Consider the following 19805-nt stretch of genomic DNA (forward strand, 5'->3'; position numbering starts at 1 on the left):
TCACGGTCCCAGGGGGTGCTCCGTCCGCTCACCCAGGCGCTGTCACGACTTCGAGGCTCCATGGCCCCCGTCCAGTGCGGTGAGATTCATCCACCCTCGGCGAGACGGGACAGCGGCCCTGACGAGCTGCTTGCCGAGTGGCACGAGCTTCGAGCTCAACGGACGTGGTCTCCCACGCGCGCTCCTCCACGCCCTGCCGTCTTGGCGACGCACACTCATGGTCGCAGCAACGGTTCTCGTTCCGCACCCCACTTCCCAGGCATCGGCCTGTGCACTGGGGGCACCAGCTCATCCTTGCTCGGGTGGCCCGACCGAAGTCCGGGCCACCCGAGGGAAGAACCGCCTGAACTGGCAGTCCCGGAACCCCGGCATATCTGCCACCGCTTGGCCGTCTCCTCCGAGATGCGGCCACGAGCTCCGGGACCCTGGAGCAGTGCCGAGGCACTGCTCAGCTCCGTCAGCCCTCCCCGCGCGGGAAGGAGACCTCCACGCGGCGGTTCTTCTTGCGGCCCTCTTCCGTGCTGTTGTCGGCGATCGGGTACTGCTCGCCGTAGCCGCGGATCTCGTACGAGACGCCCGACCCGACCAGCGCCTTGTCCAGCACGTTGTGGACTGCCTCCGCGCGCTGCTTGGAGAGCACGTCGCCGTGGGCGGAAGATCCCAGGTTGTCGGTGAAACCGAAGACCCGGATCTTCTTGGCGTCCTGCTTCTTGATCTCGGCGGCGATGGCGTTGATGCGCCCGGTGGCCGCGGCGCTCAGCGTGGCGCTGTCCTTGCCGAAGAGCACCTCGGCCTGGAGCGCGAACTTGATGTCCGCGTTCGTGTCCTCACGGCGCTCCTCACCACCCTGGTCCTCGACGACCTGGATGATGTCGAGGACCTTGCCGGGCGCGAGGGTGCCGCCTTCCGGCATCCTGAGGTCCGGATCGCTGGTGTCCAGCTTGACCGGGGGCTCGGAAGAAGCCTCGGTGCCCGGCGGCACGCTCGGGCCGTCGTCCGCCAGGGCCGCAGTCGCACCGAAGACCGTGGAACCGGCCAACAGCACTGCTACGGCGAGAGACCGCCCTGCGAGATGGCCTGGCCGGCGCCGCGTGCGCATCGTGTTCATTTCGGCCATCACCCAGAGATCTTCAGCGACGTGGTGGCGAAGGTGGGCAGCGTGAAGTCGACTTCGGTGCTGGTTTCCGGGGGTGCCGGGAACTGCATGAAGACGGGCGTCGACTTGCCCGGCTGCAGCGGAACAATGCCGGTCGTGCACAGGCAGTTCGAGTCGGTGTCACGGAGGATGTAGTAGCGCTTTTTGCCCACCTTGTCCACGAGTGTCGCCCCAGCGACAGAATTCGGGTTCTTCGCCACGACCGCGCTCTCTGCTCCTGCCCAGCCGGCCGTGTTCTTGGACTGGTCGCCGTCGTTCTTGATCTCGCCCTGCACGGTGATGAAACCACCGGTGTCACGCTTGACCTGATTGATGACGAGGGTCAGGCCGCCCTGCCCCTTGGCCTCCGCGAGCTTCGCATTCGGGTCCACCTTGTCCCCAGCGGCGGTGTCGTCACCCGCGCCCTTGTCCTCCCCGGATGGCTTGGCGGATGACGAGGAGCCGGCGCCCTCCGTCTTTCCACCGTCATCACCACCGCAGCCGGTGACAACAAGGGCCAGCGCAACCGCCATCGAGGCAGCCGCCACCGCCCTTCGGGACTTCGTGGTGCGCCGAATGCTCATGGGTTCAGGTTCCTTTACTCGTCGTTCGCTGTCAGTCGTCGATCAAGTGCACGGCGAAGAGGGTCTTTGCCAGTTTCGTCCACAGCTCCGGATGGGCAGGATCGACCTTCAGAGGGCCCTGGCCGTAGCAGTCGAGAGTGAGTATCGGCAGATCCGGCCGGCCGCCCTTGTCCTCTCCATCGCCCTCGTCATCCGATCCCGGGTCATCACTCGGCGCATCGTTGAGCTTCGGCGAGCACCGGAACTCGATGACGGCGGTGGCCGTGGCCGTGCCGTGCGTGGTCTTCGTACTGGGGATCACCGAAGAACCCACCGTGTAATCGGTTTCGACGCTGACCGTAACCCTGTCCCGGAGGAAGCCCTCGTCCCAGTCACAAGGCAGGCGGAGAGAATCGCCGCTATGGAGGTGCGAACGGTTGGCGGATGCCAACTGCTGAGCCTTTCCGCATCCCGCCTGGAAGTAGCGATGGTTCTCCAGAAAGTCGCTGAGGCCGTTGGGCTCCCGCAGAGCGGCGAGGAACTGCACTTCCAGATCGTCCCGGGCATCCTGGGCGGCGGCGAGCGCGGCAGCATCCGCGGCACCCTGGGCCCCGTTGCGGGTGGCGGAGGCCTGACCGACAGCAAAGAACGCGAACGCGAGGAAGAGCAGGCCCGCCACCATCACGATGTAGATGGGGAAGGCCTGCCCTGCGTCGCGACGTTTGCGCGGTCCCACTAGCCGGCGGTGATGGAGCTCACCAGACCGGTGATGCGGGCCGTGATCGCCCCGCCGATGCCCGCGGCCACCATGCCACCGATGATCGCGACGACCACCAGGATGATGCCGAGGTACTCGAAGGCCGTCTGGCCGCGGTCCGCGGTCTCGTAGCGCTTCTGGATCTTGGAGACGGCGGTGTTGGCCCAGCCGTTGACGCGGACGGCGGTCTTCAGGGTGATGTTCGACATGGTGTTCCCCTCCAGGTTCGGCCGACCGACTGCCGGCCGACTCGCACGTTCCTCTGCCGTCACTCCCGTTACCGGCTTCCTCCTGGCCGGTGCCGTTTGCGACATGAGAAACATACGGCGGAGCACCATGCCCAGCAGAGGGTCCCAGGGCCCATTCCCGGGCCCAATCGCCCAGTTGGGCCCCCGGCGTTCCGGAGTGGGCCCCCCGGGCCGGACTCACCACGTCTTGCTCGATCCCCCGATCAGCCATGACTACCTGTCCCCCCGTGCCGCAGGTCCAGCAGTCGGCGCCGTGCCGAGCCATCGGGCGATGGCCTCGCTGCGGCTGCCGCTGTGCAGCTTGGTGAAGATGCGGTTGATGTGGTTCTTGACCGTCTTTTCGCTGATGAAGCAGGTGGCGGCGATCTGCTGATTGCTCATGCCGGACGCGATCAGCTCCATGACCTCCACCTCCCGTGAACTCAGCCCGTAACGCTGCCTGTCAGGGGGCGCGGTCGGCCCCCCGGATACCGAAGACTGTCCCATACCTGGTTGCAGATGCGAAAGACCCTGGGGCGGAACGGCCAGTCGCGGCGCAGGCGGGGCTTGTTGGTGAGTCGGGAGGGGCGTCGACGTGTGTGCATACGCATCGTGTTGCTGGGGGGACACGGGACCGTGTCCGTCGTACCCGGGCTGCCGATGCGGGGCGCCTGGGGTCAGCGCCGTACCCAGGCCGTCCGGCAGGGCCGACCCCTGCGGGCCGGGGCCCTGGCGCATGTGGGCCAGGAGTGCGTTCGCCGCTGTGGCCGTGAAGTGGGCCCGGCCGCTCTGCGTGTCACGTACCGCTTGCACCAGCTGGTCCGCGGTGAACTCGCCGTGCACCAGATAGCCGCCCGCGCCCAGCCGCAGCGCCTCGTGGACGATCGCGCTCTCACGGCTGTAGGTCAGCATCATCACCGGCGCGACCCGGACCAGGTGCGGCAGCGCGGAGATGCCGTCCACGCCCGGCATCCGGACGTCGAGCAGTACGACGTCCGGGCGGTGCCGCACGGCCATGTCGTAGGCCTGGCGGCCGTCCGCGGCCTCGGCGACGACTTCGATGTCGTCGCGGCCGGACAGCAGGACGCCCAGTCCGGCCCGCACCACGGGGTTGTCGTCGGCGACGACGACCCGCAGCGGACCGGGGGCGGGCAGATCGGGGGCAGGGGGGAAGGCGGGCATGGTCCCGGATGCCGCGGTCTGCTGAGGAACGGGAAACCCCGGGGAGCTGGATTCGGAAGTGACGGGTGTGGCGTGCGAGGACGTGTGCTGGGAAGCGTGGGGCTGCGCGGCCCAGTTCTGGCCCGAGGCACGCGAGATGTCGTCCGGCATGCTGCGACCTCCTCTCATGGTCTGTGGGGACGGTGGGGACGGGTGGGGGGCGGGTCAGTCGAGCGGCGAGGAGGGCGGCGTCGGGGACAGGGCGGCCAGCGGGAGTTCCAGGCGGACTTCCGTCCCGGCGACCGCCTTGCCCTTGCCGATCCGGATGCGGGCGCCGACGGAGGCCGCGCGTTCGACCATGCCGACGAGTCCGAAGTGGCCGGCGCGCCTGAGGTCGTCCAGCGTGATGCCGGCGGGCAGTCCGCGCCCGTCGTCGTACACGCTGATCCGCAGGACGTCGCCCTTCACACCGGCCAGGACGACGAGGTAGGTGGGGTGGGCGTGGCGGTTGGCGTTCTCCATCGCTTCGGAGGCGATGGTGAGCAGTTGCCGGGCCACCACCTGGGGCACGGGCGGGACCGGGGCCTCGTTGAGCATGCGGAACGTGGCGGTGAGGCCGTGTCGCCGGGTGAAGTCGTCCGCTCGCGCGTGAAGTTCCGCCACCACGTCGATGCCGCCGTCGAGTCCCGACTCGCGCCGCAGGTCCGACAGCAGCTCGCGCGATTCCGCTGCCGCCCGGCGGGCGGACCGGGCGACGAGCTCGGCCTGGTGCTTGACGGTCAGCGGGTCCATCCGGTCCGAGGAACTCGCCAGGCCGTCGGCGGCCATGGCCAGGCCGTGGAGGGTCTTGGCGACGGAGTCGTGCATCTCCCGGGCGAGGCGGGTGCGTTCGCCTTCGATCGCCTCGTTGACGGCCAGTCGCGCACGGGTCTCGGTGAGGGCCTGACTCGCCGTGCCGAAGCGGAGAAGCAGGTTGCGCAGGGTGACGCCGACCGCACCGGCGATCACACAGAAGCCGGGGAGGAGCAGTGCGGTGGCCTCACTGGCCTGCAGGTGGTCGTCGGTGCCGTACACCCCGAAGATGATCAACGCCTGGAGGGCGGCGAAGACCGCCGCTCCGCGCCAGCCGTAGACGAGGCCGGCGAGCAGCGGCGTGCAGACCGTGACGTAGGCCAGCGTGGATTCCGGCGTGGCCGTGATCAGCAGCAGGGCTCCGAAGACGGCGTCGACCCCGAGCAGCCAGGGGTGCCGCAGGAAGAGCGGACCGAAGCGCTCCCAGTCCCGAAAGAGGACGTAGGAGCCCATGAAGGTGACGAGGATGGCCGCGCCGACCAGCCAGGTGGGGAGGCCGGGTGCGGTGCCGTCGATCGCGAACGGCGTCGCCATGGCGGTCATCGCCAGCCGGAACCCGAAGACCTGACGGCACATGGCCTGGAGCGCGTTGAGCTGGATGGCGAAGGCCGGCTGGGCGCCCGGATCGGCGATCGCCTGGCGCAGCTCGTGCGTCAGTCCCGGTTTCGAGTCGCTGAGTTGAAATGCCATGCGCCTGTCACCTCCCGCTGCTCGTGGTACTCATCATCCCCGTCACTCGGTTCATCCGCCGAGGAACGAGAAATCGACGTTGGCCCCGTACACGAACCCGACCGTCAGCAGCACCAGCGTTCCCGGCAGCAGGAACGAGGTGACCGCGAAGGTGGCCTTCGGGACCGCCTTGGCCGCCTTCCGGCGTGCGTTCTGCGCGTCGGTGCGGCGCATGTCGTTGGCGATCTGGATCAGCGTCTCCACGATGGGCGCACCCAGTTCCTCGCCCTGCTGAAGTGTGGTGACGAACATGGCGACCTGCTCCGAGTCGTTGCGCTTACGCAACTCCTCGAACGCCTGTCGCCTGCTGACACCCATGTCCATCTGGCGGAGGGTGATGCTGAGCTCGTCGGCCCAGGGGCCTTCGTACTTCTCGGCGACGCGCTCCAGCGCCTGGCGGAAGCCGAGGCCCGCCGAGACGACGACCGCGAGGACGTCGAGGAAGTCGGGAAGCGTGCGTTCGATGTGTTCCTTGCGGATGCGGACGGCCGACCAGATGCCGACCTCGACCCAGAAGGCGCCGAAGGCGAGGAGCAGGATGGCGAGGAAGATCTGGCCGCGCATGAGCATCGACAGGGCGCCGAGCGCCCCGAGGGCTCCGTAGACCGCCCGTCGGGCGGCGTACCGGTCGATGGTGAGGCCGCCGGGGTTGCCGGCCATGTCGATCTGACGGCGCTTCTTGTTGACGGCCTTCGGGCCCATCATCCTGAGCACCGAGGGGGCCCACCGCATGCCCATCCGGTCGATGCCGGAGCCGACCGCACTGGCGCGCGTGGAGCCGACCTCCAGGGCGATGGCGAGGTCGCCGGGGAGCTTGGCGTCGGCCCGGTACATCCGGATGCCGGCGATGGCCCCGTACACGGCGAGACCTACGACGAGTGCGAGCAACAGGTCCATGTGTCCGCCCCTTCCCTCAGACGTCGATGCGGGACAGGCGGCGGATCACGATGAATCCGATCGCGTAGAGGATGAGCGAGACGATGACCGCGACCTGGCCGATGAGCGCGCCTGTCATGCGGTCGAGTGCGCCCGGCATGACGGCGTTCATCAGCAGCATGGCGCCGAAGCCGAATCCCGGGACCGCGTAGGCCGTGACGGTGACCTGGGAGAGCTGCGTCTTGACCTCACGCCGGGTCTCCTTGCGCTCCTCCAGCGTCTCCGTCAGGTTGCGCAGGGAGCTGACGACCGTACCGCCGGCCCGGTTCGACAGGACGAGGGTCGTCACGAGGACGACGAGTTCGCGCGACGGGAGCCGCTCGGTCAGTTCGCTCAGGGCCTCGTCGAGCGATTCGCCGACGCTGAGGCGGCGTGCGACGCGGGCGAGTTCCTCGCCGGCCGGGTCCTCCAGCTCGTCCGCCGCCATGGAGAGCGCGGTGCGCAGGGCGAGGCCGGCCTGGGTGGCGTTGGCGAGGATGCGGGAGAGCTCGGGGAGCTGGTTGATGAAGCGGTCGGTGCGCTTGGTCCGCTGCCAGTTCAGGAAGGCGTTGGTGCCCCAGAGGCCGATCAGGGCGGCCACCGGGCCGAAGAAGGCGGCGAGGATCGAGGAGGCGGCCATCCACAGCCCGGCCATGGCGACCAGTGCGTAGACGAAGAACTCGCCCGGGGTGATCTCCAGGCCGGTGGCGGCGAGCTTCAGCTCGATCCGGCGGCCCAGCTTGGTCCTGCGCAGCCTGCGGTCGACGCCTTGGAAGCGGCGGTGCCGTCCGGTGGGCTGTATCTGGCCGGTGTGCGAGAGGCGCTCGACGAGGGCGTCGCGGTCGGCCTTGCCGCCGGCGTACGCGTGCAGACCCATGACGCCGAGTACGCCGCAGACGAGCGTGACGCCGATCGTGAGGAGGGGGAGATTGGTCATGGCGCGGTACTCACTTGGCCTCTCGGGTGGCGAGCTGTTCGTCGGACGAGGCGACGCCGAACGCCTGGGGAATCGGCTGGCTGGCCATGTAGAGGCGTTCGGCGACCTTGCGCGGGAGCGGGAGGTACTGGAACTGGCCGTAGACCCGCCCGTCGGCGGCGATCGGCTGGGGGATGAAGCGGGCGACGCTGACGATGCGGTAGTTGTCGCGGCCGTGCGAGTCGAGGATCGCGATCTCGGTGATCTTCCTGCCGCCGTCCGCGTGCCGGGTGAGCTGGACGATCACGTCGACGGCGCTGTTGATCTGGTCGTGCAGCGCCTCGAAGGGAATCTTGATCTCCGACATCGAGGCCAGCGTCTGCAGACGCATCAGCGCGTCCTCGGCGCTGTTGGCGTGGACGGTCGCGAGGGAGCCGTCGTGACCGGTCGACATCGCCTGGAGCATGTCGAGCGACTCGCCGCCACGGACCTCACCGACGACAATGCGGTCGGGGCGCATACGCAGGGAGTTGCGGACCAGGTCGCGGATGCTGATCTGGCCCTTGCCCTCGACGTTCGCCGGGCGCGACTCCAGCCGGATGACGTGGTTCTGCTGGAGCTGGAGCTCGGCCGAGTCCTCGATGGTGATGATGCGCTCGTTGTTGGGGATCAGCCCGGAGAGCGCGTTGAGCAGGGTCGTCTTGCCGGTGCCGGTGGCGCCGGAGACGATGATGTTGAGCTTGGCCTGGACGAGCCCGGAGAGCAGGATCAGCATCTGTTCGTCGAGCGAACCGAAGTTGATCATCTCCTGGAGGGTGAAAGCCCTCGGGAACCGTCGGATGGTGAGCGTGGCGCCGGTCAGCGCGAGCGGCGGAATGATCACGTTGACGCGCTCACCGCTGGGGAGGCGGGCGTCCACCATCGGGTTCGCCTCGTCCACGCGCCGGTTGACGGTGGACACGATGCGCTCGATGGTCTGCATCAGCTGTTCGTGCGAGCCGAAGCGCATGGGGAGCTGTTCGACCTTGCCGCTGCGCTCGACGAAGATCTGGTCCGGCCCGTTCACCATGATTTCGGTGATGGACGCGTCCTCGAGGAGCGGTTCCAGGATGCCGAGGCCGAGGGCCTCGTCGACGACCCGGCGGATCAGCTGCGAGCGTTCGACGGTCGAGAGGACCGGCCCTTCGCGGCTGATGATGTGCCCGAGTACGCGCTCCAGGCGGGCCCGCCGGTCGGCGGCGGCCAGCGAGGACATCTCCGCGAGGTCGATCTCCTCAAGCAGCTTGGCCCGGTAGGAGGCGACCATGTGGCCGTCCTCCCGCCCCCCGCCGTGCTCCTCGGGGGCGGTGATGCGTGCCCGCAGGCTCATGGTGCTGACTCCTCGGTCCGGCTTGTCGGTGGTGCGTTGTGGGGGCGATGGGCCCGATCAGTCGCGGGGCATGGTGGAGGTGCGGGTGGCTGGCCCGAAGTCGTCGACCCACGGGATGATCGAAGGGATCTTGACCTCGACGGTGTACGTCACGGTCTCGGACCCGTACACCCCACTGATATCGGCGTTGCCGTTCTTGGAGATCCAGTCGCTCATGGCCCGCTTGCCCGCCAGTTCCGGCGATATCGGCGGCACGTCGTGACTGGCGGTGCGCGCCGCCGCCCGAGCGCCGGTGCCTGCCTGGTTGACCGCGTACGCCGCGATGCCCAGCTGAATGGCGCAGAGGCCGACCAGCAGCAGCAGCGGGATGAACCCCATGTACTCGAAAGCGACCTGGCCGCGGTCGCGGACGGAACTACGCTTGACTCTCCCGGTCATGGATCAGCCCTCCCTCGCCGACGCTGCCTTGCCGGTGACCTTCGGACCCCAGTCGAGGACCCCGGGTACCAGAACGGGCACGTCGAGGTCGACCTCGACCTTGTACAGGCCGGGCTCCGGAGCGACGTCGCAGTGGAAGAATGCTCTGCCCTGCCAGGCGCTCGGCAGGTCCTCGCGCCCGCCGTTCTCACAGGCGGCGTCCTGGCCCGACCGCGCCCCGTTCCCCGCCCGCGCCGCCACATCCGCAGCGTTGCCGGCCAGGATGAACGTGTAGCCGATCAGTGCGCACTGCCAGAGTGCGATGAGCAGCAGGATGATCAGTGGCGTGACCCCGACGAACTCGATCGCGGTCTGTCCGCGGTCGCGGTCACGCCTCCCGCCTATGGTGGTTTCCGCCCTCTCGGTGGTCGCCATGGATCAACCTGCCTCCTCAGTCGGATGTGCCACGGCCCGCCGAGTCGCCGCGTCTGCGCGAGCGCCCGATCGAACCCCGGTCGTTCCTGTATTTACCGCCGCCTTCCGCGCCGACGGGCACCTTCACGAGTCCCAGCTCGCCCGCCAGGGCCCAGAGCGCCTGCTTGACCACGCTCTTCGCGTCGAGTTCGTGCATGCGGCCCGAGTCGACGGCGCCCTGCAGTTCCTTGAAGTTGGCGGGAATCGCGATGCCCGCCATCCGTGTCCCGGTGATCTTCTGGATCAGCGGCGGCTGGATCTCGGTGTTGCGTGCGTAGCGGTTGACGAGGGTCGTCGTCTCCTCCGCCTTGCGGATCTGGAGGCGGTCCCACATCCGTACGATGCGCTTCGCGCCGCGTACCGCGACCACGTCCGGCGTCGTCACCAACAGGGCGATGTCCGCCATCTCGATGGCCGCGGCGTTGGCGCCGTTCATCTGGCTCCCGCCGTCGATGACCACGACCTCGTAGCGCGAGCGCAGTGCGCTGACGATCTGCCGGGCGGACCGGTCGCTGACCTCCTCGCCCCGTTCGCCCTCGCCGGGTGCCAGGAGCAGGGCGAGCCCGCTGGTGTGGCTGAACACGGCGTCGGCGAGGACACGGGGCGAGATGTCGCTGATGGCGGCCAGGTCGACGATGGAACGGCGGAACTGCACGTCCAGGTACGAGGCGATGTCCCCGGCCTGGAGGTCCATGTCGACCAGGGCGACGGTGTGGCCGGAGGCCTGGGCCGCCAGGGCCAGTTGCACGGCGGTGACCGTCGCGCCGACGCCGCCCTTCGCACCGCTGACGGTGACGACCGTGCCGCCGGGGCCGGTGAAGACCTCGGCGCCCGCCCCGAGGTGGCGGCGGACTCCGACGGACCAGCCGGCGGCGGCCTGGACGCGCTGGGCCAGCTCCTCGTACGAGAGGGGCAGACCGACCAGGCCGCGGGCGCCGGAGTCCATGGCTGCCGAGTAGAGCCCGGGGCTCGCGTCGGCGGTGACGAGCACGACCCCGACCGCCGGAAAGCGCAGGGCCACCTCCCGGATCAGCTCAAGGGCTGGTACCGGACCGATCCGCTCGTGCACCAGCACGACCTCGGGCAGCTCGTCCAGCGACTCGGCGGCGAGCCGGGCCAGGGTGTCGAGCAGTGCGGTCGAGTCACCCAGGGGCCCGGCCGGCTCCGCGTCGGGGAGCTGGCTGAGCAGCGTGGTGATGGATCGGGCGGCGTCGGCATCGCCGACAGCCGGGAGGATTCGTGTGCTCATCCGGTCCTCACTTGTTCTTGTCTTCGTCGAGGTTGTAGCTGCCCTCGCCCGGACGGAGCGTGGTGGGGCTGTCGTTCGGCAGGAGGGCCAGCCGGACGTGCTCCGCGAAGGACTCGGCGTAGGCGACGCGCTGCGCGTCGGTGGTGTCCAGGGCGAAGGTGATCGGCACGGCCTCGGTGGGGCCGCTGCGGTCGTCGTGGTTCGGCTCGAGGGAGGTCAGCTGACCGACGTCGATGACCTTGGCGTTGGGCACGATGACGCGTGAGGTGGGCTTCTCCTTGTCGTTCTGGCCACCGAAGGTCGCGTAGATGTTGACGAGGTTGCCCGGCCGGATCTTGCCGGCGACCCCGGTCGCGGCGTCGATCATGATGGCGATCTCCTGCTGCCCGCTCTCCAGCGCCGGGCGCTTGACGAGCATGTCCTCCTGGAGCAGGGAACCCGGGCGGAGGGTGGTGACGGCGATCTTGCCGTCCAGCACCGACAGGTCGGTGACGGCGTTCTTGGACAGCCAGCGCTTCGGCATCGAGACCTTCTCGAACTGCCCCGGGTCCAGCGGCCGATAGGGGGCTATCTCCTTTTTGACCTGGTAGGCAGTCACCTCCGGTCCTACCTTCGAGTTCACATCACTGATCACCGAGAGCACACCGGCGAACGCGCCGAAGGCACAGAGGATCGAGAGAAGGAGAAGGATGACGCCGCGGCGTTGCCGTGAGTTCATGAGCGGAGCAACCTCGTTGGGAGATGTGGGCCGATGAGCGGACAGAGGAGCGGTGCGGGGTCGGTCCGTCGCGGGTCGCGCTGTGGCGTCCGCCCGTACGGGACGGGCCGGCGCCGTGCGCTGGTCGCCGGCTGTGGGTGCAGCGGCGGCGCACCGCCGAATCGCGGTGGCTCACGACCCGTGACGCATGGGCGTTCCTTGATTCAGGACACCGGAACCGTTCGTTTGGTTCTCCGGCGGTTTCAGCGGGGCGGTGCAGAGTCCGCAGCGGTCGCCGATGAGTTCATTTCCGCACCAGGTGCAGACCTCCCTGCGAACCGAAGAGACCAGCTGATAAATGAGTGAGATATCGGGCAGAAAGGCGGCGAATTCGATCATCTTCGAAGTGCCCCACCACGTGGGCGAATCAGCGGGCAACGCGACTTCGTGCACGGCCTGCACCTGCCAGGCCGGGGCGATCGTGGACGTCACCCAGTCCGATTGCACCTGCCCTTTGGCGACCAGCAGATGGGTGGCGAATTCGGGGCCGGTGAGGTCCCCCGAGCCGATTTTGATCAGTTGGGGGTTCGGGTTGGCCAGCACGCCGAACTGCGAGCCGGGGACCCAGGACTTCGCGTGCGCCTTCAGGCTGACGGGCACCCGGTCCAGCTTGGCGACCGAGTTCAGGAGCGCTCCGGCGTGGATGTAGTGGGAGAGCAGCCGCGCCGCTGAGGCGACGACCCCGGCACTGAAGTCGCAGATGGACAACTGCCGCAACTGGCGCACCAGCACCGCCACCCCCAAGGGGGGCAGATCCGCCTTGATCAGCGCGATGCGGTCACTCTCCAGCACCGAGCGCATCATGTGGAGCCGCCGCTCATGGGCGGCCGGGATGCCCGCGGGGTAGACCGCGATGACGTATCCGTGCTGCTCCAGGAGAAGGTGCATGTCGCTCAGCGCCTGGTCCAGCGGCTGCTCGTCGGGCGCCCGCAGGACCACCGCCGTGGGCGTCTGCTGATCGGTCGGAGGCAGGACGAGGTCAGCACTGGTCACTGCAATTGCTGTTGGCACGCTGTTCCCCGTTCGGCTCCGGCCGCCGCGTACCGCCGGCCGCAATCGCTCCTGCCAGGTGCTCCTTGCCCGGGCGCTCCTGCCTCAGCACTTTATCCACGTACTGCGAGGCAGAGAACACCTTTCGGGGCCCAGTGAGGCAGTGCTCACCGACTCCTCGCAGGGCGTTCGCATGACAAATCGGCCCAAGTGACTGGTTGTTAAATTCCGTACCATGCCGGCGTTTAGCGGCGCTCACCGAGTCAATGCAAGATCCTTTTCCGCTGTTGTGCACGTCAGAGGCGTGGGAGCGCTTTCACGGACTGCCCGGAGCGTTACCGGTGGGCCCTGCGGGAAATCTGGGCCCGGATTGGGGCCCCCGGACCCAGAGGTCCGAGGCGATCGCGACGGTGGCGCCCGGTGCGCATGCCGCCCCGGGCGCCTCGCCCGCCATCGGGAGTGAGCGGGCCGGGCACCACGGCCGCGAACGGCCTGCTCGCGACCCGCCCCCGGCCCGTCGGCCGACCACCCCCGGCCGGGCCGCCCTGCGCTCACCACCCCTCGCCAGGTGCGGCGTTGTCACGGACCGACGCCAGAGGTCTTGACAACTTGATTGGTCTGGACCAGTTTTAGCGCCCAAGCGGTGGCCACCGTTCCTCGATTCCACACCCCGGCACCCCCGTGCCGTGCTCCAGGCATCCCCGTGCCGCTCCCCCCGCCATCCCCGACTCCCCCACGGAGGCAGCAAGTGGAACGTTCCCCCGAAACCGGCCGCGGAAGACGTCACGGCCGCCCGCTCCTCGGCTCCGCCATGGCCGTCCTCGCCGCCGGCGCGCTGACCTTCACCGGCCTGGTCGGCAGCGCCGAGGCCGCTGACGTCAACGTCGCCAAGAACGCCGGCTTCGAGTCCGGCCTCGCCAACTGGACGTGCTCCGGCGGCTCCGGCGCCACCGTCTCCTCCCCCGTGCACGGCGGCACCGCGGCCCTCAAGGCGACCCCGGCCGGGCTGGACAACGCTCAGTGCACGCAGACCGTCGCCGTGAAGCCCAACTCGACGTACTCCCTCAGCTCCTGGGTCCAGGGCTCGTACGTCTACCTGGGCGCCAGCGGCACCGGGACCACCGACGTGTCGACCTGGACCCCCGGCTCCAGCGGCTGGTCCCAGCTCTCGACCAGCTTCACCACCGGGCCCAGCACCACCTCCGTCACCGTGTACACGCACGGCTGGTACGGGCAGCCCGCCTACCTCGTCGACGACGTCTCGGTCACCGGGCCGGACGGCGGCGGTGGCACCGACCCCGCCCCGACGGTCCCGGCGGCCCCCGCCGGTCTCACCGTCGGCACGGCCACGTCCTCCTCCCTCGCCCTGTCCTGGAACGCGGTGTCCGGCGCGACCGGCTACACCGTCTACAAGGACGGCGCGAAGACCACCACCTCCACCGGGACCTCGGCGACGATCACGGGGCTGGCGGCCGACACCGCCTACCAGTTCGCGGTGACCGCCACCAACGCGGCCGGTGAGTCCGTCAAGTCCGCCACCGTGAGCGGCCGCACGGCCACCTCCGGCACCGGCAACCCGAACCCCGGCACCTCCGTGCCCAAGCACGCGGTCACCGGCTACTGGCAGAACTTCAACAACGGCGCGACCGTGCAGAAGCTCAGCGACGTGCCGGCGAACTACGACATCATCGCGGTCTCCTTCGCCGACGCCACCAGCACGCCCGGCGCCGTCACCTTCAACCTGGACTCGGCGGGCCTGAACGGCTACACCGTCGACCAGTTCAAGGCCGACATCAAGGCGAAGCAGGCGGCCGGCAAGAACGTGATCATCTCGGTCGGCGGTGAGAAGGGGTCCGTCTCGGTCAACAGCGACGCCTCCGCCACCAACTTCGCCAACTCGCTCTACTCCCTCATCCAGGAGTACGGCTTCAACGGCGTCGACATCGACCTGGAGAACGGCCTCAACTCCACGTACATGACGAAGGCGTTGCGCTCGCTGTCGCAGAAGGCGGGCTCCGGCCTCGTCATCACGATGGCTCCGCAGACCATCGACATGCAATCCACCGCGGGCGAGTACTTCAAGACGGCACTCGGCATCAAGGACATCCTCACGGTCGTCAACATGCAGTACTACAACAGTGGTTCGATGCTCGGCTGCGACGGCAAGGTCTACTCGCAGGGGTCGGTGGACTTCCTCACCGCCCTCGCGTGCATCCAGCTGGAGGGCGGTCTCGACCCGTCGCAGGTCGGCCTCGGCGTCCCCGCCTCCACCAGTGGCGCGGGCAGCGGCTACGTGGCCCCCTCGGTCGTGAACGCGGCCCTGGACTGCCTCGCCAAGGGCACCGGCTGCGGCTCCTTCAAGCCGTCGAGGACCTACCCGGGCCTGCGCGGCGCGATGACCTGGTCCACCAACTGGGACGCCAAGTCGGGCAACGCCTGGTCGAACGCGGTCGGCCCGCACGTCCACGCCCTGCCGTAACTCCCTTCAGCGGTGCGGCGGTCCCCCGCGGCCGTCCGCACCGCCACCCGCCCTCACCGGCCCGCAGCGCCGCCGCTCCCCCGGCGGCGCTGCCGCGTGTCCGGGGTCCGGCGGACGTCCCCGGCCTGTACCGGACCCGCAACAGTGTGTCCGGGACTTGCCGCATCCCATGGCTGTTCGGGCAGCCTCGTGGCACCGTTGTGGGGCGCGTGGTGGTGCGACAGGGGGAGTGACATGGCCGGGGCGCGGGTTCAGGCGCTGAGCGGGGACGATCCGGCGACACTCGGACCGTACCGGCTGATCGGGCGGCTCGCGTCCGGGGGCATGGGGCGGATCTATCTGGCCCGCAGCGGCGAGCGCGGCGGGCGGGGTCTCGTCGCCGTGAAGACGCTGCTGGCGGAGGGGAACGTCAGCGACGTCGACCGCCGGCGCTTCGCCCGTGAGGTGTCGGTCGCTCAACGGGTGGCCAGCGCGTACACGGCGCGCGTGCGGGACGCCGACCCGGACGCGGAGCGGCCGTGGATGGCCATCGACTACATCGCCGCTCCCCCGCTCTCCGAACTCGTCCGCAGCAGCGGGGTGTTACCCGCTTCGGCCGTGCGGTGGATCGCGGCCGGGACCGCGGAGGCCCTGGTCACGCTCCACGGCGTGGGCATCGTCCACCGCGATGTGAAGCCGCAGAACGTGCTGCTGCCGCTGGACGGCCCCCGGGTCATCGACTTCGGCATCTCGCACGCCAGTGACCTCACGCTGACCGGGCTCACGCTCGGCACGATCGCCTTCACCTCGCCCGAGCAGGCGCGCGGCGAGGAGTCGACCGCCGCGTCCGACGTCTACTCGCTGGGCGCGACCCTCTTCCTGCTCGCCACCGGCCGGCCGCCCTACCGCGCGGACGGCGACACCCTGCGGCTGCTGGCCCGGGTCCAGCGCGGTGAACTCGACCTGGACGGGCTGCCGAAGGAGCTCGTCGCGACGATCCGGCCGTGTCTGGACGTCGATCCGGACCGGCGCCCCGAACCGGCCGACCTCCTCGCGCGCTTCCGGGAGGCCCAGGCCGGTCTGCCGGCGTCCCACAGCGGCACCCGGTGGCTGCCGCCGCGGTGGACCGCGCTGATCGGCGCGTACGCGGCCCAGGGCCTGGAACTGGCGAACGACCGCCGTACGCACCGGGCGGACCCGCCCCCGCCGCCTCCGGTGGCCCCGACCGTCGTCCAGCGCACGAGTGTGGTGCCGCCCCCGCCCCCGACGCTGGTCTACCCGCCGGAGCGCGCGGCCCGCGCGGCGCGTGACCGGGCCCGCCGCGAGTGGGCGCGGCAGGAGGTGGCGGCCCTCGCGGAACTGGCGCAGCGGCAGCGGGCGGAGCAGGCGGAGCAGGAGCGCGCCGAGCGGGAGCGCGTCGAGGCGGCCCGTCTGGAGGCCGAGCGGCTGGCCGCCCAGCGTGCGGAGGCCGAGCGCGCCCGGCGCGAACGGGAGCGCGCGGCGCAGGAGCACGAGCGAGCCGAGCGCGAGCGGGCGCAACGGCGGGCGGAGCGCGAGCAGGCCGAGCGGGAGCGCGTCGCGCGGGAGCGGGCGGAGCGCGAGCGCGTGGCGCGGGAACAGGCCGAACGGGACCGGGCGGCGCGGGCCCGCGCCGACGGGGAGGCGAGGAGGCGGGCCGAGCGGGAGGCGGCCCGGCGGGCGGCGCGGGCGCGGGCGACCTCACCCAGCACCGCCCCGCCCGGCCCGGGCGGGGCGCCCCCGCGTCCCGCCTCCTCGGGCGGCTCCTCCGCCCTGGGGTGGCTCGTCGCCGTGGCCGCCGTCATCGCCCTGCTGGTGTGGCAGCCCTGGGAGACGGCGGGGAACGAGGGGAGCGGCGGCGGGAGTTCGTCCGGGAGCAGCACGTCCGGGGCCGTCACCTCCGGCAGCGACCTGGACACCCACACGGACGGCACCGGCACGGACACGGACACGGGGTCCGGCACCGACGGCGGCACCGGCGACTCCGGCAGTACGACGGACGACTCGGCCGGCACGGAGGAGGAGTCCACGCCGACCCCCACCCCCACGCCGACCCCGACCCCCACCCCGGACGCCACCGACCGGGCGTTCGCCGCGGTGCGCGCCGGTGACTGTCTGAACGTGTACAACGACGGTCACGACAACATGAGCGCCGACCGCCCGATCCGGGTGAGCTGCGGCGCCTCGAACGCGTACATGCACGTCAACCGGGTCAGCACCCGCTCCGGAGCCTCCAGCGCCTGCGACTCCGGGGCCGGTTTCACCTGGTGGAGCCGGTCCGGGGACGACGGTGTCGACAGGACGCTCTGCCTCGACCGGGTGTACCGGGTGGGCCAGTGCTTCCCGGCCCAGGTCCAGGGGGCCACCAGCGCCGATCTGACGGTGGTGTGGGACTGTCACGCGTCGACCGTGCCCGAGGCCGGGCAGTCGATCCTTCGGATCACCGGGTTCTACAAGGCCCCCACGGCGGGTCAGAACTGGACCTGTCCGGCCGGGAGCGGCGAGCGGTTCTGGTACTGGCCGGTGAACCAGGGCCGGAGCATCATCTGCGCGTCGGCGGCCTGAGTCCGCCCGGCCCGGCGCGCCCATGGGGGCGCCGGGCCGGGCGGACCGGGCGCGGGCGCTAGTGCCGCGGCAGCCGAGGTTCGCCCCGTCGCGACGCCCTGCACGCACTCTCGCCGCACCGGCCGAAAGTCCGAGTACGTCCCGTACGAGGACTTCCGGCCGGCACGCCGAGAGCACGCTCCTGACGCCGCTCCTACCGGGCAAACCTTGACTGACGCGGCACTAGATCACCAGGCTGAGCAGCGCCGCCACCACGAATCCCGCGACCGACAGGACCGTCTCCAGGACCGTCCACGACTTCAGGGTGTCGCGCTCGGAGATGCCGAAGTACTTCGACACCATCCAGAAGCCGCCGTCGTTGACGTGCGAGGCGATGATCGAGCCGGCCGAGATCGCCATGATGATCAGCGCCAGGTGCGGCTGCGAGAAGTCCTGGTCCTCGACGAGCGGGACGACGATGCCGGCGGTGGTGACGATGGCGACCGTCGCCGAGCCCTGGGCGACGCGCAGCACCGCGGAGATGAGCCAGGCGAGCAGGATGACGGGGAGGCCCACGTCGTTGAAGGTGTCGGCGAGCGCGTCCGCGATGCCGCTGCTCTTGAGGACGGCGCCGAAGATGCCGCCCGCGCCGACGACGAGCAGGATGTTGCCGACCGGCTTGAGGGACGAGGTCGACACGGATTCGAGGGACTTGCGGGACCAGCCGCGCCGGATGCCGAGCAGGTAGTAGGCGAGGAGCAGCGCGATCGTCAGGGCGACGAACGGGTTGCCGAAGAACTCGATGACCGAGCGGAGCGTCGACGGGTCGAGCGCGATGGAGGAGAACGTCGCGGCGAGGATCAGCACCAGCGGGGTGCCGATGATCGCGAGGACGGTGGAGAGGGCGACCGGCGCCTCGTGCGGGGTGACGCCGGCGGCCCGCTGCTCGGCGACGACCGCGGCCTTCGCCTCGGCCGCGGCCTCGACCATGTCCTGGGGGACGTCGACGAAGATCCGCTTGCCGATCCAGGCGGCGTATCCCCAGGCGGCCAGGACGGACGGGATGCCGACGACGGCGCCCATCAGGATGACCCAGCCGAGCGAGACGTGGAAGAGGCCGGCGGCGGCGACCGGGCCGGGGTGGGGCGGCAGGAACGCGTGGGTCATGGACAGGCCCGCGAGGAGCGGCATCGCGTAGAGCAGGATCGATTTTCCGGAGCGCTTGGCGGCCGCGTAGACGATCGGTGCGAGGACGAAGATGCCGACGTCGAAGAAGACCGGGATGCCGAAGATCAGACCGGTCAGGCCCATGGCGAGCGGGGCGCGCTTCTCGCCGAAGAGGTTCAGCAGGCGGGCGCTCAGCACCTCGGCGCCGCCGGAGACCTCGAGGATCGCGCCGAGCATCGTACCGAGGCCGATGATGATCGCGACGTGGCCGAGGATGCCGCCCATGCCGGATTCGATGACGGAGACGGCGGCGGACTTCTGCACCGTGCCGAAGAGTTCGGTGACGGAGAGTCCCGCGCCCAGGCCGACGGCTATGGAGACGGCGAGCAGCGCGACGAACGGCTGCAGCCTGACCTTGATGATCAGGAAGAGGAGGAGCGCGATGCCGAGGGCGGCGACGGTCAGCAGACCGGCCGTCCCGTCGATGAGGAGGAGGAGCCCACCGGTGTGGGGTGGCGCCTCGGCCGGCGGGGTGCTGGCGGCGAGCATCATGGGTAACTCCGTTGTCGTCCATGGGTTGCGGGCAGGGTGGAGCGCGGCACGGCGCCGCTGTGGAGCGGGGCGCCGTGCCGGGCGGGGTCGTGCGGTGGTGCGGGTGCGGCAAGGGGATCAGGCTCAGCCGAGGACCGCGAGGGCGTCGATCTCGATGAGCAGGCCCTTGGGCAGGCCGACGTAGACCGTCGTGCGGGCGGCCGGGGCCTCCTTCAGGTCCTGCTCGCCGAAGTAGGCGTTGTAGATCTCGTTCATCTCGGCGAAGTGGTCCACGTCCGTGAGGTAGACGCGCATCATCATCACGTCGTCCCAGCTCGCGCCGCCCTCCTCCAGGATCGCCTTGACGTTGGCGAAGGTCTGGAGGGTCTGCTCGCGCAGGGTGGGTCCGGCCGGGGTCGGGGCCTGGCCCTCGACCGCCGGCAGGAAGCCGACCTGGCCGGCGACCTGGAGGATGTTCCCCTTCCTCACCCCGTGCGAGAACTTCGCGGGCGGGGTGGTGTGGGTGCTCGGGGTGAGGGGGGTCTTCACGGTCGGGTCGGTGGTCTCGGTCATCGC

Annotated in this window: 18 protein-coding genes; 2 read left to right on the plus strand and 16 right to left on the minus strand. The window is 70.0% G+C overall.

Annotation, left to right across the window (positions count from 1 at the left end; translation table 11 throughout):
- Positions 1 to 457: 457 nt before the first annotated feature.
- From ABZ454_RS26720 to ABZ454_RS26785, 14 genes are all read right to left on the minus strand, one after another.
- Positions 458 to 1099 (minus strand): OmpA family protein, encoded by a 642-nt coding sequence (locus ABZ454_RS26720; RefSeq protein WP_359541610.1) that lies wholly within the window; start codon positions 1097 to 1099, stop codon positions 458 to 460.
- Positions 1100 to 1116: 17 nt separating this feature from the next.
- Positions 1117 to 1719 carry a hypothetical protein gene (locus ABZ454_RS26725; RefSeq protein ID WP_359541555.1) on the minus strand — a complete coding sequence of 201 codons (603 nt, stop codon included), beginning with the start codon at positions 1717 to 1719 and terminating at the stop codon, positions 1117 to 1119.
- A gap of 31 nt (positions 1720 to 1750) precedes the next feature.
- Entirely contained in the window at positions 1751 to 2434 is a 684-nt protein-coding gene (locus tag ABZ454_RS26730) for a pilus assembly protein TadG-related protein (protein WP_359541556.1), read from the minus strand.
- Positions 2434 to 2664: a hypothetical protein gene (locus tag ABZ454_RS26735; protein WP_359541557.1), complete on the minus strand. Its 231-nt coding sequence runs from the start codon at positions 2662 to 2664 to the stop codon at positions 2434 to 2436. Before ABZ454_RS26735 ends, ABZ454_RS26730 begins: the two co-directional genes overlap by 1 nt.
- Before the next feature lie 252 nt (positions 2665 to 2916).
- Complete coding sequence (locus ABZ454_RS26740) at positions 2917 to 4014, minus strand: response regulator transcription factor (protein WP_359541558.1); 1098 nt, start codon at positions 4012 to 4014, stop codon at positions 2917 to 2919.
- A 54-nt stretch (positions 4015 to 4068) separates the two neighbouring features.
- Positions 4069 to 5385: a histidine kinase gene (locus ABZ454_RS26745; RefSeq protein WP_359541561.1), complete on the minus strand. Its 1317-nt coding sequence runs from the start codon at positions 5383 to 5385 to the stop codon at positions 4069 to 4071.
- 51 nt (positions 5386 to 5436) lie between these two features.
- Positions 5437 to 6321, minus strand: a complete 885-nt coding sequence (locus ABZ454_RS26750; RefSeq protein ID WP_359541563.1) for a DUF5936 domain-containing protein — start codon at positions 6319 to 6321, stop codon at positions 5437 to 5439.
- Positions 6322 to 6337: 16 nt separating this feature from the next.
- Entirely contained in the window at positions 6338 to 7276 is a 939-nt protein-coding gene (locus ABZ454_RS26755) for a type II secretion system F family protein (protein WP_359541566.1), read from the minus strand.
- Positions 7277 to 7286: 10 nt separating this feature from the next.
- Entirely contained in the window at positions 7287 to 8624 is a 1338-nt protein-coding gene (locus tag ABZ454_RS26760; protein ID WP_356324885.1) for a CpaF family protein, read from the minus strand.
- Between the two features lie 57 nt (positions 8625 to 8681).
- Positions 8682 to 9062 (minus strand): hypothetical protein, encoded by a 381-nt coding sequence (locus tag ABZ454_RS26765; protein ID WP_359541569.1) that lies wholly within the window; start codon positions 9060 to 9062, stop codon positions 8682 to 8684.
- Between the two features lie 3 nt (positions 9063 to 9065).
- Complete coding sequence (locus tag ABZ454_RS26770) at positions 9066 to 9476, minus strand: TadE/TadG family type IV pilus assembly protein (RefSeq protein ID WP_359541571.1); 411 nt, start codon at positions 9474 to 9476, stop codon at positions 9066 to 9068.
- Positions 9477 to 9492: 16 nt separating this feature from the next.
- The gene (locus tag ABZ454_RS26775; RefSeq protein WP_359541573.1) at positions 9493 to 10764 is read right to left on the minus strand and encodes an AAA family ATPase; all 1272 of its coding nucleotides are present in this window, start codon (positions 10762 to 10764) and stop codon (positions 9493 to 9495) included.
- A 7-nt stretch (positions 10765 to 10771) separates the two neighbouring features.
- Positions 10772 to 11482: a Flp pilus assembly protein CpaB gene (gene cpaB / locus ABZ454_RS26780; protein WP_356324892.1), complete on the minus strand. Its 711-nt coding sequence runs from the start codon at positions 11480 to 11482 to the stop codon at positions 10772 to 10774.
- 171 nt (positions 11483 to 11653) lie between these two features.
- Entirely contained in the window at positions 11654 to 12514 is an 861-nt protein-coding gene (locus tag ABZ454_RS26785) for a hypothetical protein (protein WP_356324893.1), read from the minus strand.
- Positions 12515 to 13259: 745 nt separating this feature from the next.
- On the opposite strand from ABZ454_RS26785, the gene ABZ454_RS26790 reads away from it, so the two are divergent.
- Together ABZ454_RS26790 and ABZ454_RS26795 are read left to right on the plus strand one after the other, a co-directional pair.
- Entirely contained in the window at positions 13260 to 14990 is a 1731-nt protein-coding gene (locus ABZ454_RS26790; RefSeq protein ID WP_359541577.1) for a glycoside hydrolase family 18 protein, read from the plus strand.
- A 234-nt stretch (positions 14991 to 15224) separates the two neighbouring features.
- Positions 15225 to 17552, plus strand: a complete 2328-nt coding sequence (locus ABZ454_RS26795) for a serine/threonine-protein kinase (RefSeq protein ID WP_359541579.1) — start codon at positions 15225 to 15227, stop codon at positions 17550 to 17552.
- A 222-nt stretch (positions 17553 to 17774) separates the two neighbouring features.
- On the opposite strand, the gene ABZ454_RS26800 is transcribed toward ABZ454_RS26795, so the two are convergent.
- Positions 17775 to 19250 (minus strand): gluconate:H+ symporter, encoded by a 1476-nt coding sequence (locus ABZ454_RS26800; RefSeq protein WP_359541580.1) that lies wholly within the window; start codon positions 19248 to 19250, stop codon positions 17775 to 17777.
- A 123-nt stretch (positions 19251 to 19373) separates the two neighbouring features.
- Positions 19374 to 19802 (minus strand): RidA family protein, encoded by a 429-nt coding sequence (locus tag ABZ454_RS26805; protein WP_356325605.1) that lies wholly within the window; start codon positions 19800 to 19802, stop codon positions 19374 to 19376.
- Positions 19803 to 19805: the final 3 nt, after the last annotated feature.

Origin of the sequence: Streptomyces sp. NPDC005803 (genome assembly GCF_040630435.1) — a bacterium.
In the GTDB taxonomy this organism is placed as follows: domain Bacteria; phylum Actinomycetota; class Actinomycetes; order Streptomycetales; family Streptomycetaceae; genus Streptomyces.

Bases quoted from the DNA above. Each gene is read 5' to 3' on its own strand.
- ABZ454_RS26720 (WP_359541610.1), bottom strand. From the start codon at position 1,099: ATGCGCACGCGGCGCCGGCCAGGCCATCTCGCAGGGCGGTCTCTCGCC.
- ABZ454_RS26725 (WP_359541555.1), bottom strand. From the start codon at position 1,719: ATGAGCATTCGGCGCACCACGAAGTCCCGAAGGGCGGTGGCGGCTGCC.
- ABZ454_RS26735 (WP_359541557.1), bottom strand. From the start codon at position 2,664: ATGTCGAACATCACCCTGAAGACCGCCGTCCGCGTCAACGGCTGGGCC.
- ABZ454_RS26740 (WP_359541558.1), bottom strand. From the start codon at position 4,014: ATGCCGGACGACATCTCGCGTGCCTCGGGCCAGAACTGGGCCGCGCAG.
- ABZ454_RS26745 (WP_359541561.1), bottom strand. From the start codon at position 5,385: ATGGCATTTCAACTCAGCGACTCGAAACCGGGACTGACGCACGAGCTG.
- ABZ454_RS26750 (WP_359541563.1), bottom strand. From the start codon at position 6,321: ATGGACCTGTTGCTCGCACTCGTCGTAGGTCTCGCCGTGTACGGGGCC.
- ABZ454_RS26755 (WP_359541566.1), bottom strand. From the start codon at position 7,276: ATGACCAATCTCCCCCTCCTCACGATCGGCGTCACGCTCGTCTGCGGC.
- ABZ454_RS26760 (WP_356324885.1), bottom strand. From the start codon at position 8,624: ATGAGCCTGCGGGCACGCATCACCGCCCCCGAGGAGCACGGCGGGGGG.
- ABZ454_RS26765 (WP_359541569.1), bottom strand. From the start codon at position 9,062: ATGACCGGGAGAGTCAAGCGTAGTTCCGTCCGCGACCGCGGCCAGGTC.
- ABZ454_RS26770 (WP_359541571.1), bottom strand. From the start codon at position 9,476: ATGGCGACCACCGAGAGGGCGGAAACCACCATAGGCGGGAGGCGTGAC.
- ABZ454_RS26775 (WP_359541573.1), bottom strand. From the start codon at position 10,764: ATGAGCACACGAATCCTCCCGGCTGTCGGCGATGCCGACGCCGCCCGA.
- cpaB (WP_356324892.1), bottom strand. From the start codon at position 11,482: ATGAACTCACGGCAACGCCGCGGCGTCATCCTTCTCCTTCTCTCGATC.
- ABZ454_RS26795 (WP_359541579.1), top strand. From the start codon at position 15,225: ATGGCCGGGGCGCGGGTTCAGGCGCTGAGCGGGGACGATCCGGCGACA.
- ABZ454_RS26800 (WP_359541580.1), bottom strand. From the start codon at position 19,250: ATGATGCTCGCCGCCAGCACCCCGCCGGCCGAGGCGCCACCCCACACC.
- ABZ454_RS26805 (WP_356325605.1), bottom strand. From the start codon at position 19,802: ATGACCGAGACCACCGACCCGACCGTGAAGACCCCCCTCACCCCGAGC.